25 protein-coding genes and 1 tRNA gene are annotated in these 25,909 nt (G+C 33.3%); 7 read left to right on the top strand and 19 right to left on the bottom strand.

What is annotated here, in order from left to right:
• Nucleotides 1-71: 71 nt before the first annotated feature.
• The 6 genes from JJQ60_RS07945 to JJQ60_RS07920 all read left to right on the top strand — a co-directional run bounded on the left by JJQ60_RS07945 (nucleotide 72) and on the right by JJQ60_RS07920 (nucleotide 5,195).
• Nucleotides 72-521: a GatB/YqeY domain-containing protein gene (locus JJQ60_RS07945; RefSeq protein ID WP_201918457.1), complete on the top strand. Its 450-nt coding sequence runs from the start codon at nucleotides 72-74 to the stop codon at nucleotides 519-521.
• A gap of 11 nt (nucleotides 522-532) precedes the next feature.
• Nucleotides 533-606 (top strand) — tRNA-Arg (locus JJQ60_RS07940).
• A 364-nt stretch (nucleotides 607-970) separates the two neighbouring features.
• Nucleotides 971-2,851, top strand: coding sequence for a tetratricopeptide repeat-containing sensor histidine kinase (locus JJQ60_RS07935; RefSeq protein WP_201918455.1), 1,881 nt, complete (start codon nucleotides 971-973; stop codon nucleotides 2,849-2,851).
• Nucleotides 2,848-3,477, top strand: coding sequence for a response regulator (locus JJQ60_RS07930; protein ID WP_201918453.1), 630 nt, complete (start codon nucleotides 2,848-2,850; stop codon nucleotides 3,475-3,477). Before JJQ60_RS07935 ends, JJQ60_RS07930 begins: the two co-directional genes overlap by 4 nt.
• 58 nt (nucleotides 3,478-3,535) lie before the next feature.
• Nucleotides 3,536-4,270: a hypothetical protein gene (locus JJQ60_RS07925; RefSeq protein ID WP_201918451.1), complete on the top strand. Its 735-nt coding sequence runs from the start codon at nucleotides 3,536-3,538 to the stop codon at nucleotides 4,268-4,270.
• Nucleotides 4,271-4,448: 178 nt separating this feature from the next.
• A complete protein-coding gene (locus JJQ60_RS07920; RefSeq protein WP_201918449.1) occupies nucleotides 4,449-5,195 on the top strand; it encodes a LytR/AlgR family response regulator transcription factor in 747 nt (248 codons plus the stop codon).
• A gap of 214 nt (nucleotides 5,196-5,409) precedes the next feature.
• On the opposite strand, the gene JJQ60_RS07915 is transcribed toward JJQ60_RS07920, so the two are convergent.
• The 18 genes from JJQ60_RS07915 to galK all read right to left on the bottom strand — a co-directional run bounded on the left by JJQ60_RS07915 (nucleotide 5,410) and on the right by galK (nucleotide 23,709).
• Nucleotides 5,410-6,297 (bottom strand): hypothetical protein, encoded by an 888-nt coding sequence (locus tag JJQ60_RS07915; RefSeq protein ID WP_201918447.1) that lies wholly within the window; start codon nucleotides 6,295-6,297, stop codon nucleotides 5,410-5,412.
• 122 nt (nucleotides 6,298-6,419) lie between these two features.
• Nucleotides 6,420-7,049 carry a hypothetical protein gene (locus tag JJQ60_RS07910; protein WP_201918445.1) on the bottom strand — a complete coding sequence of 210 codons (630 nt, stop codon included), beginning with the start codon at nucleotides 7,047-7,049 and terminating at the stop codon, nucleotides 6,420-6,422.
• 195 nt (nucleotides 7,050-7,244) lie between these two features.
• Nucleotides 7,245-7,625, bottom strand: coding sequence for a hypothetical protein (locus tag JJQ60_RS07905; RefSeq protein WP_201918443.1), 381 nt, complete (start codon nucleotides 7,623-7,625; stop codon nucleotides 7,245-7,247).
• A 72-nt stretch (nucleotides 7,626-7,697) separates the two neighbouring features.
• Nucleotides 7,698-7,979, bottom strand: a complete 282-nt coding sequence (locus JJQ60_RS07900; protein WP_201918441.1) for a hypothetical protein — start codon at nucleotides 7,977-7,979, stop codon at nucleotides 7,698-7,700.
• A gap of 9 nt (nucleotides 7,980-7,988) precedes the next feature.
• Nucleotides 7,989-8,888 (bottom strand): hypothetical protein, encoded by a 900-nt coding sequence (locus JJQ60_RS07895; RefSeq protein ID WP_201918439.1) that lies wholly within the window; start codon nucleotides 8,886-8,888, stop codon nucleotides 7,989-7,991.
• Nucleotides 8,889-8,900: 12 nt separating this feature from the next.
• The gene (locus JJQ60_RS07890; RefSeq protein WP_201918437.1) at nucleotides 8,901-9,470 is read right to left on the bottom strand and encodes a hypothetical protein; all 570 of its coding nucleotides are present in this window, start codon (nucleotides 9,468-9,470) and stop codon (nucleotides 8,901-8,903) included.
• On the bottom strand, nucleotides 9,457-10,083 hold the full coding sequence (locus tag JJQ60_RS07885) for a hypothetical protein (RefSeq protein ID WP_201918435.1): 627 nt from the start codon (nucleotides 10,081-10,083) through the stop codon (nucleotides 9,457-9,459). Before JJQ60_RS07885 ends, JJQ60_RS07890 begins: the two co-directional genes overlap by 14 nt.
• Nucleotides 10,061-10,588, bottom strand: coding sequence for a hypothetical protein (locus JJQ60_RS07880; RefSeq protein WP_201918433.1), 528 nt, complete (start codon nucleotides 10,586-10,588; stop codon nucleotides 10,061-10,063). The genes JJQ60_RS07885 and JJQ60_RS07880 overlap by 23 nt, the downstream gene beginning before the upstream one ends.
• An 8-nt stretch (nucleotides 10,589-10,596) precedes the next feature.
• Nucleotides 10,597-11,196: a hypothetical protein gene (locus JJQ60_RS07875; protein ID WP_201918431.1), complete on the bottom strand. Its 600-nt coding sequence runs from the start codon at nucleotides 11,194-11,196 to the stop codon at nucleotides 10,597-10,599.
• 53 nt (nucleotides 11,197-11,249) lie between these two features.
• Nucleotides 11,250-11,753 carry a hypothetical protein gene (locus JJQ60_RS07870; RefSeq protein ID WP_201918429.1) on the bottom strand — a complete coding sequence of 168 codons (504 nt, stop codon included), beginning with the start codon at nucleotides 11,751-11,753 and terminating at the stop codon, nucleotides 11,250-11,252.
• Between the two features lies 1 nt (nucleotide 11,754).
• Nucleotides 11,755-12,591, bottom strand: a complete 837-nt coding sequence (locus tag JJQ60_RS07865; RefSeq protein WP_201918428.1) for a DUF4138 domain-containing protein — start codon at nucleotides 12,589-12,591, stop codon at nucleotides 11,755-11,757.
• Between the two features lie 30 nt (nucleotides 12,592-12,621).
• Nucleotides 12,622-14,970: a TraG family conjugative transposon ATPase gene (locus tag JJQ60_RS07860; RefSeq protein WP_201918426.1), complete on the bottom strand. Its 2,349-nt coding sequence runs from the start codon at nucleotides 14,968-14,970 to the stop codon at nucleotides 12,622-12,624.
• 1 nt (nucleotide 14,971) lies between these two features.
• Nucleotides 14,972-16,168 carry a conjugative transposon protein TraM gene (gene traM / locus JJQ60_RS07855; RefSeq protein WP_201918424.1) on the bottom strand — a complete coding sequence of 399 codons (1,197 nt, stop codon included), beginning with the start codon at nucleotides 16,166-16,168 and terminating at the stop codon, nucleotides 14,972-14,974.
• The gene (locus JJQ60_RS07850) at nucleotides 16,161-16,727 is read right to left on the bottom strand and encodes a M23 family metallopeptidase (RefSeq protein ID WP_201918421.1); all 567 of its coding nucleotides are present in this window, start codon (nucleotides 16,725-16,727) and stop codon (nucleotides 16,161-16,163) included. Before JJQ60_RS07850 ends, traM begins: the two co-directional genes overlap by 8 nt.
• Before the next feature lie 45 nt (nucleotides 16,728-16,772).
• Nucleotides 16,773-18,710, bottom strand: a complete 1,938-nt coding sequence (locus JJQ60_RS07845) for a TraM recognition domain-containing protein (protein WP_201918419.1) — start codon at nucleotides 18,708-18,710, stop codon at nucleotides 16,773-16,775.
• 255 nt (nucleotides 18,711-18,965) lie between these two features.
• Entirely contained in the window at nucleotides 18,966-21,182 is a 2,217-nt protein-coding gene (locus tag JJQ60_RS07840) for a GMC oxidoreductase (RefSeq protein WP_201918417.1), read from the bottom strand.
• 335 nt (nucleotides 21,183-21,517) lie between these two features.
• A complete protein-coding gene (locus JJQ60_RS07835) occupies nucleotides 21,518-22,558 on the bottom strand; it encodes a UDP-glucose--hexose-1-phosphate uridylyltransferase (RefSeq protein WP_201918415.1) in 1,041 nt (346 codons plus the stop codon).
• A 2-nt stretch (nucleotides 22,559-22,560) separates the two neighbouring features.
• Nucleotides 22,561-23,709 carry a galactokinase gene (gene galK / locus JJQ60_RS07830; RefSeq protein WP_201918413.1) on the bottom strand — a complete coding sequence of 383 codons (1,149 nt, stop codon included), beginning with the start codon at nucleotides 23,707-23,709 and terminating at the stop codon, nucleotides 22,561-22,563.
• A 289-nt stretch (nucleotides 23,710-23,998) separates the two neighbouring features.
• Between galK and JJQ60_RS07825 the strand changes: the two genes are divergently transcribed.
• On the top strand, nucleotides 23,999-24,862 hold the full coding sequence (locus tag JJQ60_RS07825) for a zinc-dependent peptidase (protein WP_201918411.1): 864 nt from the start codon (nucleotides 23,999-24,001) through the stop codon (nucleotides 24,860-24,862).
• A gap of 45 nt (nucleotides 24,863-24,907) precedes the next feature.
• On the opposite strand, the gene JJQ60_RS07820 is transcribed toward JJQ60_RS07825, so the two are convergent.
• Entirely contained in the window at nucleotides 24,908-25,882 is a 975-nt protein-coding gene (locus tag JJQ60_RS07820; RefSeq protein WP_201918409.1) for a YpdA family putative bacillithiol disulfide reductase, read from the bottom strand.
• Nucleotides 25,883-25,909: the final 27 nt, after the last annotated feature.

Below are 25,909 nucleotides of genomic sequence, written 5' to 3'. Positions count from 1 at the left end.
ACCGATAATCAAAGGTAAGATTATCGGTTTATTTTTTATCTTCGCAATCCAATAGATTAAAATTAATACTTATGAGCTTACAAAAAGAAGTAATGACCGCAATGAAAGAGGCAATGAAAGCCAAAGACACCAATGCATTGACCTCATTGCGTGCCATTAAATCGGCTATTTTGTTGGCTCAAACAGAAAGCGGTGCTAAAGAAGAATTAAGCGAAGATCAAGAGCTGAAATTACTTCAGAAATTAGTAAAGCAACGCAAAGATAGTGCTGCTATTTTTACAGAACAAGGTAGAGATGATTTGGCACAGCCAGAGCTCGACCAAGCTAAGGTAATTGAGCAGTTTTTACCAGAACAACTTTCTGAAGAAGAAATAGAGAAAGTAGTAGTAATGACTATTGAAGATCTTGGAGCTTCTGGAATGAAAGATATGGGGAAAGTTATGGGGATTGTTTCCAAAGAGTTAGCAGGACAGGCAGATGGTAAAATTATTTCTACCATTGTAAAAAGTAAATTGTCTTAAAATTATATACTGGCCGTGTGGCGCAACTGAATAGCGCATCAGATTTCGGCTCTGAGGGTTGGGGGTTTGAATCCCTCCACGGTCACTAATGAATCACAAAAAAGGTGGATCATGAAGCGAGTTTCAAAAATGAGGCTCGCTTCTTTTTTTGAAAATTGTAAAGTGCTTCTTTTGTGATTCTTAATGCCGATGGTTGTAGAGATCAATGCTAGTTAACCTCTTCGCAGTCATACATTAAGTAAATATTTATCAAAGCAAGACAAGATCGTCTTGCTTTTTTGTTTGATATCTGTACTTTTACATATGTTAAAAAAAAGCTAATACTATTATATAGTTAATGGCTTGAAAAATGATAAAATTTTAAGCCTTGTAATTCAGAGTCTGGTTGTAGTTAATATGACTTCTTACACAGAGTATGATACTCTAAAATTATGGCAAATAATTAATATATGAGAAATAGTTTTGTAACCGCAATTTTGATAGTGTTATGTAGTACATTATTGGTTTGCTGTAAGAAAAAAGTAATTTCTGAAAATGGAGAAGCAAAAAAGAAATACCAAGAATATATTAAAATTGGTAAGGAATATCAGTATAAAAAGATAGATTCCGCTCTCTACTTTTACAAAAAAGCACTCATAGTAAGTAAAGAAGTTGAGGATCCAATAGGTATTATTGAAAGTAAAAATAAAATAGGCTGGGTTTTGGATTTTATGGGAGAACCTGAAGAAGCATATACCATGTATAAGGATGCTCTAACCTTATCAGACAATATTGAAGATACAATACAAATTGCTAAGTCTTACAATTCTCTTGGAAATTATTTTACTAATCTGGGAGATGCTCAAACCGCATTAGAGTATTATACCCAATCCTATGAATTACGTTTAAAACTCAAGGATACTTTTGGGCAAGCCGTTGTAGCGGGTAATATTGGTTTAAACCATTATTTTCATGATGAGTATGATATTGCTGAAAAATACATGTTGGAGGCTTTAGATATCTACAGAGAACTAAGAGATACGACTAATATGGCCACCTGTTATCTTAACTTGGGTAATATTTATGTGAAGCTGAAAAGAATGGACGATGTTTTTAACGCACATTATAAAGCTCTAGAGTTTTATAAGAAAATGGATGATCAAGATGGTGTTTTTCTGGCTTTATCCAATTTAGGTTCAGAATATGAGATAGAAAAAGACTATGCAAAAGCTATAGAGTATAGTAATCAAGCCATGAAAGTATGCCGTGAGATTAATGTTACCGATAGGACACTCTGGGCACATTTAAGATTTGCTGATCTTTATAATGCTCTAGGAGAATACAAACTTTCTCTTATACATGCAGACTCTGCCTTAGCGGTAAACACTCAACTCAATAATAAGTTGAACCAACAAAAATTATATGACTCTAAAGCGATTTCTTATGAGTCTCTAGGAGAATACGATAAGGCATTGGAATTCTTGAAAAAGAATATGACGATGCAAGATTCGCTTCATACAGAAGATAAAACAAATAAATTGGTAGCCGCCGAAGTAAAACTTGGTGTTATTAAAAAAGAAGCTGCTATTATGCAACTCGAAAACCAACAATTGCTATCTGACAGGCAAATAAATCGTTTGTTATTGGGGCTTATTAGTTTGGTAGGGATTATTACACTAGTCTTATTTAGAATGCGATATGTGTCCCTTTCTAGAAAACGAAAACATGCCGAAGAAAAAGAACAACTACAACGCAGTTTTGCACAGGATGTCATTCAATCAATTGAAAATGAAAGAAAACGAATATCCCGAGAATTACATGATAGTGTAGGACAAAGTTTATTACTTATCAAAAACAAAATAAAATTGGATGATGTAAGCACAGATAGTTCTATTATTGATCATACTATTGAAGAAGTTAGGGGTATGGCTTTGGCGCTGCACCCATATCAATTTGAGCAACAGGGACTTGTGAAATCACTCGAAAATTTACTAGACGAGTTTCAGAATAATTCGAAAACATTATATACCCATGATATTGATGAAGATTTACATGATATCGATACGACAGAAGGAATTTTTATTTACCGTATGATACAAGAGGCTCTACATAATGTCGAAAAACACGCTAAAGCAGAAATATGCACACTTCGAGTAACTAATCAAGGGAATGGTGTTGTTTTTCAAATTAAAGATAATGGAGTGGGGTTTAATCTAAGCACTGGGAAGAATAAATTGGATAGCCTGGGGATGAAAACATTAAAAGAACGCGCCACATTAATTAATGCTCAATTGACCTTAGAAAGTATTGTCGGAGAAGGAACTACTATAAAAATATATTTAGATACATGATAAAGCCTAAAATTTTTTTGGCTGATGATCATCCTTTAATCTTAGAAGGAAACAAAGTTTTCCTGGAGAGAAATGGATTCTCTGTTATAGGAACGGCAAAAAATGGTAATGAAGCATTTAACAAGATCAGTAAACTTCAACCAGATATAGTTATTCTAGATATGGATATGCCAATTATCAGTGGTTTAGAAGTTGCTAAAGCATTAAAGGCAAAAAAAATAGGCCCCAAGATTATAATTCTTACCCTTTTCAAAAAAGTTGAATTACTTAAAGAAATTGGTAACACAATTGATGGATATATTTTAAAAGAAGATGCATTAGACGAAATTATTAATTGCATACAAATTGTTACGCAAGGAAAAACATACGCAAGTCAAAAGCTACAAAAAGGTATGTTTTATAATACAATGAATACCAAAACGGCAAAACTTACTCCTACAGAAAAAAAAATCCTTTCTTTAATAGACAAAAATCTTACTTCTGCTCAGATTGCTGAGCGATTATTTATTTCTGGAAGAACAGTTGAGAAACATCGTAGTAATATCATTCATAAATTACAGTTGGATTCGGGTCATAATGCATTAATATTATGGCTACAACGAAACCCTGATGCGTTAGATACGTAATACTACGTATATCTTTACATACTCCTTATACTTAGCTTTGTTAGTACAGCAAAGCATCATGAAAAAAGCGTTTAATAAGTATATAAAGCATAGACTACCTATAGCACATTGGGTATTGGATTTCTATGAACTTCATTTAACGGTTATAAATCGACCTTTTCGATTTCTTCCCAGTGGGTTTTCTTATCTTTTTTTTGTCTTTGGTGATGATCTACAGATTAATGTTAATAATAAAATAACCGTTCGTGGAGTTGTAAGTTATGCTCCAAACGATAATTCATTCATAGTACAGAGTTTAGGAAAAACCAAATTACTAGTAGCTCAATGCACATCACTTGTCGCGGCAAATCTTTCTGACAATAATAGTATAAACCCATTTGGAATTACAATTATTCAAAACTCTTTGGAACTTGTATATACAATTCTAGAACCTCAATATTATGTAAGTAATTATTTAGAAAACCTGGATTATCAAGAAGAGCCAATACTGTTTAATCATATTTTAAGGCATATCGATAACAAACAGGGTTTGGTAACCGATTCTGAAATTGCCAAGCGATATAGCTGTAGTACTCAATATATCGAGCAGCAGTTTAGGAAATATTTACATACTGAACCTTGCCGATTTTTTGAGAAGACTCGCCTTTATTATTGTAGCATTTCTCTTATTAGTAATGTGAATAATCAGACCGTAATACAACAATATGGATATAACAGAATGATAGATTTTTACACTTGTTTTCAGAATACTGTAGGTGTACAGTTTGAATCATTTTTAGAGCAATTTTTATAAGTAAAATTTGTAGTTGGAATGTAGATATACTGCTGTATGAACATAAATTTTGATAGTTAGAAAATCTATTACGTAGAAGTACGTATGTTTTGGCAAGGAATTGAAAACTAACTTTACTTCAATGATTTAACATTCAATTTATGGATTAAATAATCCTTCTTAAAACCTAACTAATTTTATGAATACATTATCTACTATTATCATTGAGGACGATGCCTCTCATTTAGAAATTTTAAAATTTACGATTAATAAATATTGCCCAGATTTGAATATTGTTGGGGTGGCTAAAAATGTTAAAGAAGCTGCCAATACTTTAAAGGATAGTCAATTTGAAATTGTTTTCCTTGATGTAAATTTAGGAAGCGATTGCTCTTTCGAAATGCTTAAAAATTGCGAGCAATCTATACAAGATAAAGAACTGATTGTCATTTCGTCTTGCGATAAGTATGCACTAGAGGCATTCAAATATGTAGCTACAGATTATATCCTGAAACCTATTGCAGCCAACAAAGTGGTAAAAGCCGTAGAAAAGGCAAGAAAAAATATCCAACTCAGGAAATCCTCTGCAGAGTACAACAAAAAAATAAATCCTAAAAATCCGCTTAAGATGATTGCCATACCTTCGCTATCTGAAGTTAAAATCATCAAAGTCGAAGATATTATTTATCTTCAATCGGAAGGGAAGTATACCATATTTCATACCAGCAATAATTGCACTATAGTTTCAAGCAAAAATTTGGGTGTATATGAAGAATTGTTAGCACAGAATAACTTCTTTAGAATTCATCATTCGTATTTGGTGAATATGAGTTTCGCCTTAAATGTTCAGAAAAGAGACGGGACATATTTAGAAATCCCGAATCAAAAATATTTACCGGTATCCAAAAGAAAAACAGAGCCTTTTTACCGTTTCCTTGGCATATAATGAGGCTCTGTTTTTAGTGTTTCTTGTGTAAATAAGAAAAAATGGTTTAAAAGTATATGCGATGTTACTTTGGGGATAGTATTTCGCATATACTTTAATTATACTGGTGTGCTTGGTTTCGGATATCACTTTTATACCTTCTTTATTGTGATTTAGGCATAATTTTATCTTTAATAATTAAGGTACTTTATTCGCACACCAAATAACAATGATATTATCCCCTAAATGATAAGCGACGGAAACTTTTTTTCTTTTCTAGTTTATTTGGCTTAGGTTTTTCAGAGCGCTCAGAATGCTCTTGATTAGTATTTGTGGCAGATCCCACTAATGCTTCCAGAGATGGTTGTTCCTTTTTCTTTTTTTCTTTAGCCTCTTTGTTTTTAGTGGTTTGTTCTTTTTCTTGTAATGAGGATAAAGCATCTTCTGCAGATACAACTAATTCTTTTGTTGCTGTATCTTTTAAATATCCCTTTTCTTTTAGAGCCTTTAACGTATTGTCTATTTTCGTTGGAAATGTATTTGTATAGTGTGTTTGCAGCTCCTTCAATAATGCACGATCTCTTTCCAATTGCGTAGCATTGTTTTCTTTTGCCCAGGTGTCTACACTTTGGCAAATATCTTTTACTTCTTGTAGCTGTATCTCTCGAATTTGCTCTTTTAGATTTGCTTCAATTTGTTCTTGCGGTACTTGTTCATTCTGAAGATCTTCGAGCTCTCCTAAAATATAGGACTCAACATACATTTTTTTGACTTTGGGATGATTGTTAAGGGCTTGCGCTAATTGTTCACGTTGTTCTTCATTTTGTACTGGTTTAAAGGGACTACGACTTTGATGTATTACATTTCCATCAAGAACTTCTTGAGATACGTTTTCACCTTGTTCATTTTTTGGTCCTGTGTTTTCAATAGAATATTTCCCAGTAATCGCTTTTTCTCTTCCTACATTTCCAGAAAAAGAATGCGACTGAGTAATGTGTCCAGCGTTGATTTTTTTAACATCACCAGTAGAGTCATCCATGAAATAAACGGTAGGGTTGTTTTGGATATCACCAGTCCATCCTATGATGTTTTCTTTTTTGTATAATTCGGGATTGTAAATCATATGTATTGGTTTTAAAGTTTATAATAAGTGTTCATAAGACTAATGTAATGTTCAGTAATCCATAATCTAAGTCATAAGTAATAAGTGATTGATCGAGGTAATAAATGGGATGTAAAATCGATTTATAACTTTTTTGGAGGCACAGGTTTTGAGTCCAAGTGGTAATTTTCTATTAAAAGCCCATGAGGGTTTTTATTGGTTCTAGAGACATTATGGAGCACAAATTTTGCCCTAAGCTCTGTAACAGATTCTGTTTTTTGATCAGTCCTGAGCACTCTAAGCTTGCCATAAAATCGTCCTTGATAAGGAGTAGTTTTATCATTTACTTTGACCGAATCGATTACTATTTTTTGTTTTAGGTTTTCTGTAGATATTTTGGCAAAATGCCCATTGGCTTCCAGAGTTTTAAATAATTGCTTCCCCGAGGTGCCAGCTAAGTATAAGGCTTTGTTAATGTTACGCTCATAATTAAACTCATCGATTTGCCAAAATGAGGTATGAAACATTTTGATGTGATTAATGATCTCGGGTTTTCGATACGAATCAATTTCACTAATATGTACACCTTGTATTAGTGCGGCTTGACCATCTTTGGTCAGAACAAATGCGGTGTTTTTGATATTATTGGTTGTTATAAATGCCCAGGTAAGGCTTCCGATACAAACAAAAATTGAAATGATTAGGCAAAAAAGTAAGGATCTTTTTGCCAAGGCAAAACTAGCTGGTATGTTTTTTAATGATTTTAAATCCATAATGGTATGATTAAGAGTTACTGACTTTTATTTTAGGTCTCAGTTATGTAGTAAACCATCGTTGTGGGACTATTATCCTAAGGTTTAAAACATAATGAGACCTTGCAAAGTTGCTGATGTACTTCATGAACTCGGTTGAGATGAATAATACGCTATCGGTGCTATAATAGTTGGAGTTCTATGATATACCAAGGATTATACATCCCAATCTACATCGTTATTTGCTCCTGGTAAGAAGATATTAGCGATTAAGGCAATAAGTCCGAAAATTGCCAAACCAATTATAAATCGAATGAAGTTTTTCTGCGCCTGTTCATTACCCTGCATATACTGAATAAAAATTAGAAAACCACCGGCAATAGAGAATATACCTACTACTGCGTTAAGAATAGTTTTAATATCACTTCCCCAGGTGCCTAATTGAGTTTGAACATCTGATACTTGGGCAAACAATGGTGTTATATTTAATGCAAGTAATATAAGGGTGCATATCAATTTTGGTCTTCTGATTTTGGATCTAAGAGATGATACATCGATGTTTTTAAGATTTGTGAGTTTGAATAGTGTGATTTTCATTTTTCTAAAATTTAAATAATTATATACTTCGAATAAACTACCTATGCAGGAAGCATTCTTAGAGTTTTACTTTTAATTTCTTTTTATTAGGGATTTAATTTGTTGATTAACTCGTATACATTTTGTACTAGAGTTATACTTTAATAATCGTGTTAGTTCTCCTTTTTTTGGATATTTTTTGGTGATGTATACGTAGAAAATTCCAACAGAAAGAGATAGTAGCGACATAAAAAATGATACAAAAACGGTAAATACGAACAGTAATACAGATACTATAATGATTACTATTGTTTTAAGATCGAAACCTGCGATAACCGGTTTTTTTTCTAATACTTTAGGTGTTTTAAATTCCATAATTGTTAATTATCTTCTATAATTTCTACCCGCTCTTTGATAATAGGCTTCTCTTATCGGTGCGGTTATAAAACCTGCCGTAAGTCTGCTTCCAGAATCACTACCTGCACTAACCAGAATATTTGCATATTTAGGGACTCTTAATACTGCTATAATCATAACTACTTGCAAGCAAACCGATAGTAGTATCTGGGTAAAACCACTACCAGTATTGTTATGAATTAGGATTAAAATTGTTTTTAAGATGGTGAGTATGGGTAACCATAAAAGAACAGATAGGAAACCAAAAAACCACTTCTTTAAGACTTCTTGATTACCGGGGATTAGTGCAAGAGGTAGTGCAAAAACACCCAATACAAAATAGATGCCTTTGTATATAAGTTGTCTCAGCATAACATAACCCGCAACTACCGAAGCAATAAAATAGATCAAAAGATGTATGATTTCTAATATTGGGTTGACCTGTAAGATATCGTATATACCATCCCCGGATGACCCATCTGGATTTGTAGATGTATCCTGAATATTGGTAATGCTAGAGTTGTAACTATCTTCAAAAGCATTAATATTTCCAGAGCTGGTTACAAACATTCCTGCTTCAGTTGTAATGTCTCCAATAATGTTTGTGGGCCTTACCAGTAGGTTTTCGACCAAAGGCTGATATAGTGCTAACCCTATTAAAATCAATATAGGTTTAACAAGAATGTAGGGATCCATATTTCCTGAAGGATTAACAAAATAAACAATAACCTTAGAACCCACTAGAACCACCATAATGATGGAGGCCAATCCATATGCGTAACCTATTATATAGTCTACATAGTCATTTAACCCTAGAAGGTTACTGGCTCCTAGTTCACCAGAAAATACTGCTCTTTGAAACGTTTCTATTGCGTCTATTAAATCCATACGTTTTATTTTTTATTTTGATAAAAGCCAACTCGCTCCCATGAGACTCTTTACTTCTTTATCGATCTCGAATATTTTTGCCCTGACTGTCATGACTCTCAATAATAATTTTTGAAAAGCGGTATAATTGTATCCAGCTCCTCCACTTATGGATAAACCAATCTGGAGAGTTTGATATTCTTCTTTTAGCCTGTTGAAATATTCTTTCTCTCTTTTTAGTTCTGCCTCATGTCTTGATAGTCCATGACGTATACCCAAAGTTGAATATTTCCGCACCTTAATATTGTGTTCTATTTTAGCGATTTTAGTCCCCAAAGTCGATATAATGGTTTGAACTGTACTAAATACCAGAACATTAGAGATATTTGATAAAGGCCCTCTTTTTCGGGCGTATTTAACTTCTTGAGATCTTAATTGTTGAATTAGTGAGGCTTGCTGGTTTTTTAACATAATTTCTCCAATCAATAGCCCCGAAATAGTTGCCTTTTGCTTAGCTACCAATGCATCTGCTAGTGATGAGGATTGCCCAATACCTTTTGTAAAACAAAGGATGAATATTATTATAATACTAGTATGTTTCATTTTCAAGGGTAATATTGATTACGTTCTCTAAAGCAGTAAGTACTAATAAAACTCGTTCTCCTTCAGGAATGGGGTTCCGTCGATTTAGATAATGATCAACTTTTTGACTCTCAGCAAAGAGTTTTTTTCGATACCTCCATCTAATTCTTGTATTTCTAAAAACATCTGAAGGACTAGTAAGGTTAATAATTGGATATCTTTTTTCGATATATCCATAACTTGTATACCCCAAAGGTCTGTTGAATCCAGGGCCGCTTATAAATTTTTTAATGCCATTTTTCCTGAGTTTTAAATAAAAATTAATACTACTCAGTTCATCATTTTGATTATCAAATACTGTGCTCATCGAACCTGCAATTCCTGATTGAGTAGCGACCTGTGTTGACATAATCGTATTAGATGTATTAAGAGCAACATAGCTACTTTGCGAAGCAAAATCAGTAAAATACCCTGGTACATTGATCACAATCTGAGCCTTTGCAAGGTGTAATGTGACTATCAAAAGAATATACAGGAGTATGTTTTTTTTATAGTCTTGGATCAATATTCCCAGGGTTTTTATATTTCTTCTATTAAGTATCATTTTGCGATTATTTTCTTCTTGTGATTGCATCTAATAATTTACTTTGGGCAACATTATCTTCTATAATATCCATCAAGCGATGTATTTTGGATAATGACTTCATAGCATTTTGATATAAGTTTAATTTTTCTCCGTGAATAACTCCTATTGAGTTTTGTTTGTTTAATTCTCGTTCGAGATTATCAAGCATCTTCTTTATGATGGTAAGTGCTTTAGCGTTATTTCTTTTTCTGGAGTATCTGAAGAAAACCAATGAATTATTTCTACTAACCAAAAAATTGTACCTACGTATGGCGGTATCTATTTGTGTGTTTATTTTTTTAGTAAGACTAGAAGACAACATTAGATACGGTATCCTTTTTGAATATTGAATAGTAAATCTATTAACCTGTCTGGTTAAATTTCGGTCTGCATTTCCCAATATCATATATTGAAAAGTGGCTGCGCTTGATCCCGATAGTGATCCAGGATCGATCCATTGAGAAAAAACGGCTACACTTTTAAGTAATAGTATACATAGGATTGTACGCATCATAAGATATTTTAAAAGGTGGTTTCTACAGCTTTTAATGTCCTTATCATTTCTGAAAAGGTAGCATAGTTTACTATGGACCAACCGGCTGCAGAGAACAACAGTATTTTTCTAGCTTCTTTATCATTTTTTGAGAATTCTCTGATAAGCTCACCTCTTAATCGATAAATTTCTTGACGTCGCCCAGATTTCACTTTGCGAGCATCGATATATTGTAAACCGAGTAGTATTGCTTTGTCCATAGTTATTGCTTCGATATAATCTCTTTTTGTCTTTGTCATATATGGTAGTTTGGGGTACCTACTCAGTACCGATGTTCCCAAACTTAAAGTAGCAGAACCAGCAGAATTGAGTAAGAAATTATCTTTTCTATCAAAAGAGTTTCTACTGTAGTTTTTGCGCAAGTGATTACGATGACTTATTAAAGCATTGTTTAATGCAGCATTTGTAATACCCAACGCCGTATTTTTTGAAGTCAACGTTAGGATTAATTGACCTAGCTTGCGACGGGTAGGCCCATCGTTATTATTAATATGAAAATGAAACAACTGGCTAAACCCTGTTTGACAAATCAGTATGAATAGGATTAAGAATATGTGATTGTTTTTCATGAATTCTTCTTTTAAAGAATGAACTAAAGACTTTATTTTCCAGGGGTTTAAATTTATCTGGCAATAAGGAACCTTGAGAATCTATTTTTTTCAGCTTGTATTTTCATTTGCTCTAATTCGTTAAATATAGTATTGGTGATACTCGCGTATTTTTCTACAATCTGCTCCTTTACTCCTTGGTTGATTTGACTAGAAGTATGTACTTTCATTAGATCCATAACCTGGGTATGAGCCTCTTTTAGATAATTAAATCTATTGGTACATTTTCTTTTTTTAAAGGGGTTTAGGTAGGCGTTGCACATATTTCTATAGCGTATATAATCAATTCTGGTACTACTAAAAGGGTTAAAATTTAATCGTGTTCTAGATGCATACTCAAAGGCTGTAGTGGCTGCTGCTCCATTATACGCTATGGTGGTTCTTTGGGTCGCCCGCCTGGCACCTCTTGCACTATTACTTTCAAATACTCGTGAAAGAAATCCTGAATCGAAATAAGGTATTTGCCCCAGGCAGTTAGAAGCGGTTAAGAATGCAATTACAATAAAGAAAGTTTTCATCTTAAAGAATTTTTGGTTGTAATAATTTTTCTCTAGGTATTGTTGTACTTACTGATCTACCTCCATTCTCTTCAAAAATGTCTATGGCTAGTTTCTCTTTTTCGTTAAGCATGAATTTGTCAAATAACATCACAATGCTTTGTCGCCCGTGACCAATAATTTCCATACTAGCTGCACACATATGTATGGTAGGAATTACTCTTTCCTGATATAGATAGTCTTTAGAAAATCGTTTATGTAATTTGGTTCTGAATAGAATATTGTCGATATCAAAATCGATAGTAGATTCGTTTTTAAGTTCAATGCGTATTCCTATTTTCTCGTCGATATAAAAGATCCCGGTAATGTCTACTCTCAAGTCTCCTTTTTTGCCATTTTTGATTCGCACATTGGCTCCCTGTTTTTCGAGCTGAGAACATAGCGAAGTCAATTCATCTGATTTTTCTTTTTCTATCCCAACTTCTTTTTTGAAAATAGAAACTATTTGATTCGATGGTTTCACTTTGTAAGTTAGTTTTTCGGCAAAACGATTGTACCCTAAGACAATAGAGTAATAACCACCATCATTGGTAATTACTGTAAGGTTAGAGATCTGGCTTCTGGCATCGATCAACTCTTCTCCTATATGTTTTAGCCTAACCATTTGCTGTAGCGTATCGGCAACAAAATATGGGGATCCTATATCAAGGTATTTGATATCCTTATCGAATAAGAGATGTGTCGTTTTAATATCTGAAACGTGTAAGGTATCTTGCTTAAGTAAAGGGACTAAGTTGGTTTGGCCATAATTAGAGTAGGGGATGACCATGATGATTAAAAATAGTATAAAGTGTTTCATAGTATTGTAGTATCTAAGCTGGTTTTGGATTTAATTATTTTCAACAAATTCTCTTAAAGCGAGTTTCATGTTTTTCTTTTCGTTATAGATGTCATAAATCAATTTGTTTTCATCGGCATTAGATGAATAACAGGCATAGCGTTCTGGTGAGACATTCACTTTATATACATTAGAGACACTGCCGACTTTCACAAAAACTTCCCTTTTGTCTGTAGAGAATAATTTCTCTAGATCCGATTCGCTAAAAGATAGAAATTGAGCAAACTTGTCTTTGGCCGCCATTTTCTTTTTGTGCGACAATAAGATCATGGTATCGGTATTGTTAATCATGGCTGGACCAGCTGGGGTATCTAAAATATCTTCTACATCCTGTGTGGCTATAGCAACTTCGCCGTAGAATTTTCTCACTGTTTTGTATAAGTATTTTATAAATTGTGCCATTTCACCTTTGGATATTGGTTTCCAACACTCATCGATAAAAATGGATTTTTTTACTTCCGGAATTTTTCTGATTTTTCCCATAACCACATCAATACATAGCATAGTAACCAAAGGGAATAAAACAGGGTGATCTTTTATATTGTCCATTTCAAAAACAATAAATCTCTCCTGGACCAGATTGATTTGCTTTCTTGAATTAAGAATTTGCCCATATTTTCCATCATGAAAATCACGAATGGATAATTGAAAGCTAATCTTGTCAAAATATCGTTCTTCATCTTCCAACACGGTATTCTTGTCAACAAACTCATAGAAAGAAGACATGCAAGGAAATAGGGATGAATCTGAAGAAAGGTGATCATAGTATGCGTCTAAGTATAGACCAACAATTTGCTTTTCTTCTCTCATACATGGATCATCACCTTTCCATAAGAAAAGAATCAATGAGGTAAGAAATACTTTTTTATCGTTGTTAACTTCAGCAATTTCACTAAAATAAAATGGATTAAACTGTAGAGGCATGTCAGGGTCATAGGCAAAATATTGTCCTTTTACCAGTTGACATAATTTCTTATAAGAGTTGCCAATATCAATCATGACGATATGGTGCCCTTGTTCGTAATATTGACTAGCGATATGATTAATAAGAAATGATTTTCCTGTTCCTGAAGGCCCAAAAATCAATCTATTTCTATTTACGATAAGCCCTCTTTTTAAAGGTTCATCCCAAAGATCAAGCCTTACCGGGGCCCCATTTTTTCTGTCACTTAGCAGTATGCCGTCTTTGTTTCCTTTATAGTAGCTTTCGAGGTTTAAAAAGATGGGAGTTTGCTCTGATATGCCAATAAACTTATAATTTTCAGGAATGTATACTGCAGCACCAGGTGCGTTATTGATATAGAGATCCTTTAATGAAAATTTAATTTGGTAAGGAACAATACCGAGCTCTTTAAAAGAATTTTCAAGTTGATGTTTGTTGTTTTCTAACCGGTCTTCAGAAGTATTCCAGATGATGATATTGAAATGTTGATTCACAAATCGTAATTCCTTTTCGATAGAATCGCTTACTAGTTTATCAATCTGATCATACGTCACCTCATTTTCTTTAGATAGAATCGCTAAACTCTTAAACTGATTAAGCTTTGTTTTTAATTTTGAAAAAATACTTTTAGAACTGTCAATATAGATAACCTGATTGTATATATGGTTGCATTCTAAACCCAAACAAATGGGCTGAATGAATGGAATTTGAAAATCGGTTTTCTGAGTTGAAAAATCTATGTTTTTCTTTGTCGATTCTATGGTTAGGGGAAGCTGATCATATGAAGTTATGGCATACATTTCTCCTACCTGATTACCGACCTGAAGTCTTTTGTCGAAAAACAAATCCTTTAATGATTGTTCACCACTATTGGATAACGAAAAATATTTGCCAATTACTTCTAGTATTTCATCTGTATTAATCTTCTGTATAGTAAAATAATCTTCTTTAGCGAGAAAAGACATACTAGCGCTTACTACCTTTAAAAAACTATCCACTTCTTCCATATACTTTTCATAAAGTTTAGGAGAGCTGGTGATACCTATTTTCTTTTTCGAGTCTTTGGTGATAAATAAATAGCACTCATGACTTAAGGTAGGTTTTTCATAGAAGAACTTGTTATCACTGCGACATAGCATATGATCTCCCTTGCTAATTCCTTCTTTTATACTATCAATGAAGAAATAATCTTGTTTCTGTATAACGGTGTTTTCGGGTAATGACCGTATTAATTTATCAAATAACTGGTTGATTCTATTAATATCTTCGGTATCCAGAGAATATATTTGGGGTAATGTTAGCTTATAGGCCACACTTATATCTCCCTTTTTAGAGACGATTAAATCGTCTTCTATAGCGTAAATCGGAAATATTGATTCTATCGTTTCGCTTTTCATATTATTTGGTGTTGATATTAAACCATAAATGATATTTTTTAGGCATGAAAACTCTCCTCTTTTCAAATATTTCCTGACTTATTTCTTTAGCACCAGAGAGGACAGCAACATCTTTTGCCTGATCTAGATCGATACTAGAATTACCTCCAAAAGCAGCTGCCTGAGTGCCTCTTTGATAGGCATAATCATATACATCTTTGGTTACTTTTGATGGTATTTTTGGCCAGGTTCTATTGCCTAAGTGCACACCCTCTCGGCCGTCATAATCAAAAAGGCTAAAATCAAGAATGTATAGTTTGTCTCGCTTTTTGTAGCTATTGATGTCAATTAATAGTCTGTCTGTCGAAATATTCACTTTACCATAGATAATGGCTCCTTTTGGAATTAGTAATGCAGGATTTTTAAGTCGCACTGCTTTTTTTGTTCTAATGGCAATAGTACTTCCGTTTACTAGGACTCCTTGATCGACAGTCTCAGCAGGAATTAGGTCTAAAGTCTCATCTGATCCATCCGTAGATCCTGCTCCAAGAAAGTAGTTTTTCTTTGTCATTTTTTCTTTGATAGAATTCGATAACCTTTCGCTGGCTTTTTGATTGGTTTCTGCAATTTCTTCGGGGGATAGCCCTAACTGACCCAGATTTTGCATATTAATTCCTGGGTTTTGACCATATACATTGGCATATTGATTATAAGATTGCATTAATGATTCTATATCATTTGGATCACCTGATACTCCCGCCATATTCGATTCGGCTATGAGTTGATCTTGCATTGCCATAATTCTTTGCAACTCATCATTGATATCATCCTCTTCTGTTCTTTTTTTTGTGCTTTTATTTTGTGAAGATTTTCGAGGCTTATTTTTACTCAGCATTTTTGGAGTTTTATCTTTAGGCTCTTTTTGACCTGTAATTATAGGTTCCTCTTCCAGAGTTTGTTTTTGAGCAATATCCTCAACATCACTTAGATTTTTTATAAATTCATTTTTTGTTCGCGATAGAGATTTATCTTCTTCATAGTTTTGTATTTTTGATTTGCGATCAATCTTTTCTTCCATCACTTTTGGGGTGGCAATACTAATTCTATTTTGAGATTTTGATTTGTTTGACGGAAATATTACAATCTTTATAAACCCAACAAGCATTCCTGCAAAGAGTATAGATACCAGTCCAACAATAATTTTTTTCTTCTTATCCATTATTCATTGTTTTAGCATTAATTGCCATTTTTTTAGTATTCATTTTTAGAAGGTTTTTCCACACCAAAAGAGGATCTACTTTTTTATCCTTTACCCATACTTCATAGTGTAGATGTGGGCCGGTTACTTTTCCGGTATCACCCACAAATCCAATTAAATCGCCTTGTTTGACTTTTTGTCCTTGTCTAACGACTATTACCCATAAGTGACCATATAGTGTTTTTATTTCTTGAAAATGAGCAATGACGACATGATTTCCATAGCCTTTTTCGTAACTAACTTTTTGTACAATACCTGTTGCCGTTGTATAAACCGGTTTTCCTTTTGTTGCTACTAAATCAATTCCAAAATGCATTTTACTTTTCATTTCAATTGGATGTTTTCTATATCCGTATCCTGAGGATACGCGTACAAAATCATTTTTTTTTAATGGAAAATATTTGGGCAAAGCATTATGATTTCTTTCCATTATTGGTTGCTGTTGAGCACAAACACATTCAGCAATGAAAATCAAAAAAACTACTATTGTATGTTTTAGCGCTACCTTGTTATTTTTCATGTTAGACTTTTACTTCATATTTTTTTATGGATACCTAAAATCGCATTATTTAGAAGTAACCTTTGATTCATTTTTTGCACGTATTCTATGCAATTCATTTGCCACCAAAAAGTCAATTTCGTCCACAATTCGATTAAAGTTACCATCCACTAATCGCGAAAGATCCTCTTCATCGATTATATTAGGTATAGGTTTCTTTATCTGATCAGATCGATTATCTATTTTTATTTTTCCTCTAAATATTTTTCTGTTGATTTCTTCGCCAAAATTATCTGCAACTACGCCAACAAATTCTCCTTGAGACAATTGAGAAATAGTAGCAACTGGCATTACATATTCTAAATTTTCACTTATGTTATAGGATGTTGTGGTAGTATCCACAGATACACTTTTTAACTTTTGTTTTTTCTTACCAAAAATTTCTTGAAGCTTTGTTGCTGTTTCGCTCCTTACCGAACCACTAAAAATATTTCCAACAATATTGAATATAGTTTCGGCGATTTTATCCCCATAATCTCTCTTTAGTTGCTCGAGATCTTGCATCCCAATGGTAGTAGATATTTTATTGGATCTAGCTGTTGCAATAAGGTTATCTAATCCCATAAAATACATTGTAGGTAGCTCATCAATAATTACAGAACAGGGTTGACGATTTTGTTGATTAATTTCTTTCAATATTTGTGTTGATACCAAACCTAAGGCAGGTGAGTTTGTCGTTTGAGTAGCCGGAGAATTGGCCAGTATCATTATTGACGGTTTCTCTGGATCATTGATGCCAAGAGGAACATTTAATTCTGGATAAACATTATTACCCATGACCCAAAACAATTCTTTTGTGGCTAATTGAGATAACGGTATTCTGGCTGATGCTGTTTGTCCAGAAAGTTGCTCGAAGGCCTCTTTTTCTAGAGCATCTGCAAAAGGAGTCATAAAAAACTTAAGCTCTCGATATGTACTAAAAATCTTAAATACTTTTTCGTCTGGGCATGAGGCAAGTGCTATGGCATGCGGTAATGTGCAATATTTGCCATCTTGATATATTTTAAGGAAATATATACATGAAGCAAAATATGAGATTGCCGATTGCGCAAAAAAATCTTTATTGGTGATCCATTCTTTGTTTAAGTTGTATAATACGGTTTGCGCTGCTTCGATGGCATCTGCTGCTTTTCGTATTAAATCCGGACTAATGGGATTGATAAAATTGGATTGTCCTAAATTATCAAGTGAAATAACATTAAACTCAGGCTCTATACCATAATTACTTTTATAGTACTCGAAAAAAGCATATGTCTCTTTGGCCAGCGATGGAAACTTAAAATCATATACCAGCATCGAGAATTGTTTTTTTATATGCTGCCGAATGTATTCTTCTATTACCGAGTATGATTTTCCAGATCCCGGGGTTCCCAACACCATGGTAGCTCGAAAAGGATTTACCACATTGATCACTCCATTATCAGTTTTAAAATTGACTGAGTAAAGGTTTTCTTTTACTTTTTTTTCTTGTAAAAAGACAAGGTTTTCTTCATTGAACTCATCTTTTTGTCCATAATAATTGTAGTGCCTTCTAAGACTTATGCTGCTCCAGATAAAAGTTACAAATGCTGAAGAAGTAAATAGTACATGTAGGAGAAGGGATATCTTAAACTCGGGAATGAAAATAAAGGCTATTACGCTAAGTAAAAGTGTTAGAATGTAGTATTTTAATTGCTTGTCGCTTTCAGGATTTTTTTTGACCTCAAACCCTAAAGAACTTACAGCAAATAAGATGAGGCATACTAATCGGGTAAAAAATGTATGTTGAAATAGGGGAGCGGTCTTATATAGTTTAATCAAAAATCGATTAATATAACTTTTTGATAGGCCATTGTTTACAAAATACTCTAAATACGAACTGTAGATATCTGAGCATAAAAGTACCAGACATACTACAAATGAAAAAATTATTAAAATATCTATCGAGAGCTTATTGTCTTTCATTACTAAACGTATTAGTCATTTATAGCCTATAACTATGGTTCTAAATTAGCAATGAATAATGCCAAGAATTAATGAAAAGTAATAAGTGAGAGATTTAGGTAATAACTGGATGCTAAAATGTATTGCGCATTGTAAATGTTGAAAAGTAAGTTACTCTACTATATAGATTTTATTAAACACTTGAATATAAAAAAATACCACTAAATCATAGTTTTTGATAGGTTAGTGGTATTTTGATATTAAGCTGGTTATTGTCTATTGTTTCATGAATCTTCCGGATTTTTTAAGATCTCCTAATTGAACTAAATATGTATAGATACCACTTTGAAAACCACTGGTATCTATGGTGGCTTTCTCAAAACTGGAATACGACTGATTAAATACTATACGACCGCCGTTATCCACAATGATTAGATAGCCTCCATCTGATACCATTTCATTATTGATCTTGAGATGAATCTGATTAACACAGGGGTTTGGATATGCTTTTACACTGATGGCTTCTAACTTTTGTTCGGCTCTTGATTTAGTGAATTGATTGATTTTTCTGCGTAATAGATTCTCATTTCTTTCTACACCGGCATCTTTAAGAATGACATCAGTAGCTTTTTCACTAATTAAGTAAATAGGTACTGCGATAAAAAATCCAGGTATCTTTGGAAATACGGAAGCATCAACAACGCGTAGGTTTTTTACCCCTCGCACTTTAAAATTACTATCTAATACATCGTTAGTGTCACCATTTCCAATCTTACAAGTACCACAGGCATGATGTCCCCAGGTTTCTCTTGCGATAAAGTCTCGCATATCTTCATAAGATTGAATTTCACTTCCGGGCCAGGTTTCTTTTTCAATAATGTTGCTAACATGATGACTTTGCATAATCTTCCGAATATTATCTACTCCTTTTATCAATGCTTGCATATCTGAACCATCTAGGTCCTGAGCATCAGTAAAGTTTTTAAAATTAATATCGGGAGTCTTTCTAGGGTCGCTACTCTTTATTTTAACTTCTCCAGCGGTATTCTCGGTATGACCTTTTAGCAAAGCCCAAGTAATTTTATCTCGAGTTGTTCTTATCGTCTCGCTATACCCGGGATAGTATCCTATAAAATCTGTAGTCACACAAAAAGTGAAAAGATCAGGGTCAGGTAATTCTGGACTTGATCTTTTTATATTTGCAGCGGCGACTCCACTACTGGTGTAGGGGCCAACGGCACTATTATTATATTTATTAAGACAAATATCATTGCCTTCAGAAAAAGTACAGGTTTCTAATATTTTCTCCTTTAGCTTATAACTAACTCCAACTTCATATCTATCCTGGAGATTTCTTCCTACCCCAGGTAAATCTTGTATTAGGTCGATACCCTTTTCTTCTAATAGAGAAGCTTCTCCTATACCTGATAATTGCAATATTTGTGGGGTGTTAAAGGCCCCAGCAGATAAAATAACCTCTCTGCTTGCTTTTACAAATTGAGGAGTATTAGGATTAGATGTGTCATCATATAGTCGATCAGCTTCATAAAGATTTTCTCCTTTGATATATTCTACACCGATAGCTTCTTTTTGATCATTAAAGACTACTTTGCTTACTAAAGCATCTGTAATAATGGTTAAATTCTCTGGATAGAGTTCTTGAGTTTCTAAGAGATATTCTCTTACCGAATGTCGAGAGGCTTTCTTGTCCATTGTTTGTGGAATCAATAAAGCGCCTTCACCACCTCTTTCAAAAAACCTTTTGTTTACATCAAAAGATTGTTCATTAAAAAATATTTCTAATATGTTTCTGCCTGTATAGTCAAGATTAGCCTTAATGATACCTAATAGCGAGGTGTTTTCTAGTAAAGTGCCAATATCCTGATTTTGATAGTTGGTAGGGAGCCACCCATCTAATCCATGATCTTCTCTAATAGCTTCCCAACTTTTAAGGTATTCGCAATTTTCTAAACGTTTAAAATATTCTCTCATATTTTCTGCTCTCCAGCTGTCATCTCCGGTTAGTTCGGCTATATATTCAAAATCATTAGCATGAGGGTATACAGTGATCATGGCATTTACTGCTGTAGATCCTCCTATTGTAGCCCCTCTTGGATATAAGATTCCTTTTCCGGGGACGTATTTGCTATCTAGTTGATCTCGATCTCCGGAGTAATGCTTTACAAAATAATTCCATGACAGTTTTTCGTCTTCTGATGCTAATGGATGATAGGCGGGGATTTTGTAATTATCTGTTTTAGGATCTTTGGCTCCGGCTTCTAGTACCAAAACCTTAAAGCCGTTTCTGGCCAGGTTGGCGGCTAGAGGACCTCCTCCAGCTCCTGACCCTACCACGATGTAATCATAGTCGGTTTCATTTGTGATTTTTTTTGATTTAGAATTTAATAATTGTGGAGCTACAGTCCCAGCTGCTGCTATCAAGGCTGATTTTTTTGCAAAACTTCTCCTTGATAATTTCTTAGAATTATTCATTGTTTGGTTAGGTTTTATTGAGTTTGTTGTGAATAAGTTACTAAAATAAAAGCAGTCAGAGCTCCGTAATTGCCACATAAAAACTACTGTTAAACGCTGTTTTTTCTAAATAAATTGAATTAAAGTGAGTTGAGGTTTTGACGGAAACCAAAAAACCACACTATGGTAGCGAGGTTTTTGTTATTTAAGTTTGATACACCTTTCTGGAAATTTTTAATACAATTGTTTAACAAACTTTATTCTTGATAATTTCTTAGAGTTACTCATGTTTGTGTTAGTTTTTTTAGCTGAGTTCCAGAAACAGGAATAGACGTACTTTATTACAACTTTACTAATTAGTTTTGAGAAGTATAATGTATATCATTTTGTGCTCGTATTATTTTCGCAGCTTGCTCGGCAGTAATATCTCGTTGTGGATTGGCAAACATTTCATATCCCACCATAAATTTCTTTATGCTAGAAGATCTTAACAATGGAGGGTAAAATGACATATGCATGTGCCAAAACTCATATGAAGACCCATCTGTAGGGGCTTGATGTATCCCCGCCGAATATGGAAATGAGGTTTTAAAGATGTTGTCATATTTGGTCGTTAACGTTTTAATGGTTTTGGCAAAATCAGATACTTCTTCGGTTGTAAGTTGATCTATATGTTGTACTTTTCTTTTGGGTATGATCATAGTTTCGTAAGGCCAAACAGCCCAATAGGGAACCAAGGCAATGAAATGTTCGTTTTCTAGCAGAATTCGTTCTTTTATTTTTATTTCTTGCTCAATGTATGACATAAGTAGTGATTTTTTGTGTGTGGACCAATATTGTTTTAGCTCTCTAGTTTTCTTAATTATTTCTTCGGGGATAGAACGTTGTGCCCAGATCTGACCATGAGGATGCGGATTACTGCATCCCATTATTTCGCCTTTATTTTCAAAAATCTGTACGTAATTAATATCATCGGTGTTTTTTAAGGAAGTAAATTCTTCTTGCCATAGTTTTATGACCAAGACGATTTCTTCAATTTCCATTTTTGACAAAGTAAGTCCATGATTTGGCGAAAAACATACTACTTTACATATTCCGCTTTCAGATTCTGCTTTGAGTAATCCATTTTGTAATTCTTTTTTAGGAATATCCCGTAGTAAAGCCGAATAGTCATTAACAAAGGAAAAGGGTTTGGTATAATATGGATTTTTTTCTCCATTTGCACGAGTGTTTCCTGGACATAAATAGCAATTTGGATCATAAGTTGTATGTGAAAAAAATTGAGGCTGCTCATTCTTTCCTTGCCATGGTCTTTTGGTTCTATGGGGTGATACCAGTACCCATTCTCCAGTTAATATATTGTATCTTCTATGCGGATCATTGTTAAAATCTTCCATGATTATTTTCGAATTGAGGTTCCATGACTTGGAACCGTAGTGAATGAAGTTAATTCAATAGAAAACATATCTTCATATGCTTTTTTAACCTCAACTAAAAAGTCTTCAATACTATCTTTATGAATCAGATTTATAGTACATCCGCCAAACCCACCTCCCATCATTCTTGCCCCTAAAATTTTATCGGTTTTTTCAGAAAAATCAACTAAAAAATCTAATTCCTGACAACTCACTTCATATTGATGTTGAAGTCCCCTGTGAGATTCGTACATTAATGCCCCGAATTGTTTTAGATTTCCTTTTTCTAATGATTTTGATGCTTCAAGTACTCTGTTGTTTTCTTCTATTACAAAAGAAGCACGTTTATATAACTTTTTGGAGATTTCATTTTTGAATTTTTCTAATATATTTTTATCTATGTCTCTTAGTGATCTTACATTTTTAAATTGTGAAGAAATGATATTAACTGCCTCTTCACATTCTTTTCTGCGAGTATTATACTCAGTAGAAGCAAGGTTGTGAGTAACATTAGTATTCAATAACAAAATTTTATAGGGTTCAAAATTAGCATCGATTAGCCGGTGTGTTTCGCTCATACAATCTAAAAGAATTACTTTATTATCTTCACTCATAACTGATGCAAACTGATCCATAATTCCGCATTTTGTTCCTACAAAATTATGTTCTGCTTTTTGAGATAGCTTTATGAGTTTAATTTTGGGTAGTTTAAGGTCAAAAAGTTGATTTAAGCCATAGGCTAACCCACACTCTAATGCGGCTGATGAGCTAATGCCTGCTCCAATAGGTAAGTCACTTTCTATTATGCAATTGAAACCCTTGATATTTTTCGTAACCTTAAGCAACTCATGGATGACTCCAAGAATATAATTTTCCCATTCTATAGTGCTAATTTTTATTGCGTTAAAATCGAACTCAAACATTTTATTATAAGTAGTGCTATATAAAGCACAGTAAGAGTTAGTGCCATTTTTTTCGAATGAAAGAATAATTTTTCTATCTATAGCGGTTGGCAACACCAGTCCGCTATTATAGTCGGTGTGTTCTCCAATAAAATTGATTCTACCAGGAGAGTCTATTACAAGCTGTTTTTTAAAATTCGTTAAAAACTCTTTATGTTTTTTATTTATCATGCGGATGTACTTCGTGCCTTTTCGCTACTATATATGAGTATAAATTATGTGAAACGGATATAGCTTTTCGTATAAATTTATTTCTTAAAAATATAAGAAGTTATAAAAATTAAGATATAATTTCGAAGAATAGGCTATACAAATTTGATATGCATAAGAACAATATTACTAATAAATAACCTTTCAGAGATTTTCTATTTATAATTAATGAATGTTAAATTACTATTTTAACAGGGTTTTTGTTTCTAAAACGCTAATTTTAGAAGTCTTAACCTGCATTTTCTTTTTTTTGAACTTTTATATAGCAATCTTACTATTAGAAGAAAAACCTTCTAACTCCATACTCCAAAATATTTTAGGGGTTATTGTTACTGTTGGTATCGTATCCATTTGTGTATATTATGTTTTACGATATCTTGAATCTGTATATGTGAAATACAAAAAGAAGCCCTACTTCATCCATTTTTATCCTTCCATTAAGGAGTTGCCTTCTAATTTACAAGTATTCATAGAAGAAAATGATTTTTATAATAAGTTAGATAAAAAAAGAAAACGGTATTTTGCTCATAGAGCTGCTGTGTTTTTAGATGATATACGTTTTGTTGGAAGAGAAGGTCTGGTTATAAATGATTTTATGCGAATGCAAATTACGATGATGGTCATTCAGCTTACATTTGGAATGAGGCATTATTTATTAGAATACCTCAATACCATAATTATATATCCTGCGTCATTTTATTCGATTTTGAATAAAACGGAAAATATAGGAGAGTTTAATCCACGATCTAAGGCCATGGCATTGTCCTGGAAAGATTTTCAAAAAGGGAACTTACATGAAGACGATGGAAGAAATCTAGGAATTCATGAGATTACACATGCAATTCACTATAACTCCATAAAAAATAATAATATAAGTTCTGAAATATTTTATGATACGTTTTTAGAATTGGAAGAATACCTTGGCTCTATTGAAATAAGAAAGCAGATTGTAGATGCTAAAATACTTCGAGAGTATGCTTTTACAGATAAGTTTGAATTTATCGCAGTTTTGATTGAGGTTTTTATGGAATCTCCAGATGATCTAAAACAAAAATTTCCTGAAATATATGCATACGTGGTGCAGATGTTAAATTTTAGATACTTTGAAGATTAGTTTCTGGTATATAGAAAGAGTACTCCAGATGAATTCTTTAATCTTCTAGGGAATTTTCGTCTTTGACGAGATATCTTTTATAATCGTTTTGGCATGAATTCTAGAGTTTTCGATAAACCAAACATGTGTATCCATTCCACCGCAGATTACCCCGGCTAGATAAAGATTTTTTATGTTGGTCTCCATGCTTTCTTCTTCATACTGCGGATATAACTTATGATCATCAGAAAGCTGTATTCCTATTTCTTGAAGAAACTTAAAATTAGGTTTATACCCTGTTAATGCAAGTACATAGTCATTTGGGATACTTATATCACCTTCAGGCATAGTAATACTAATTTTATCAGGCGAAATTTCTTTAATAAGGGCATTATAATATACTTTAATACTTCCTTCTTCGATTCTGTTGAGAATATCTGGGCGCACCCAATATTTAACACGTTTACCGATTTCTGGCCCTCGCACTATCATTGTTACTTCTGCTCCTTTACGATAACATTCTAAAGCGGCATCAACAGCAGAGTTACTAGCTCCAACAACAGCTAACTTCTGTTTTGCATAAAAATGTGGATCTTTATAATAATGAGAAACTTTTGGTAAATTTTCTCCTGGGGCATCAATAGTATTAGGGATATCATAAAATCCAGTAGCTACGACTACAAAAGAAGCTGTGTATTTTTCTTTTTCAGTCTCAATATAAAAGATTTCTTCCTGTTTTTTTACAGAGGTAACCTTTTCAAACAGATTGATATTTAAATCATTAGAAGTTACAATTCTGCGATAATATTCTAGAGCCTCGTTACGTTTTGGTTTTGCTTCTTTGCTGATAAATGGAATTTCATCAATCTCTAGTTTTTCAGAAGATGAAAAAAACTGCATGTTTATTGGGTAATTAAACAATGAGTTGACAATGGGCCCTTTTTCAATAATAAGGTATTCAATACCATTTTTTTTGGCCTCTAAACCGCATGCTATTCCTATTGGTCCGCCTCCAATTATTATTAGATCAATATGTGTCATTGAGAAATTTTATTTACTAGGTATCTG

The organism is Aquimarina mytili (assembly GCF_016735115.1).
GTDB lineage: Bacteria > Bacteroidota > Bacteroidia > Flavobacteriales > Flavobacteriaceae > Aquimarina > Aquimarina mytili.
This window is presented reverse-complemented; position numbering and strand designations above follow the sequence as displayed.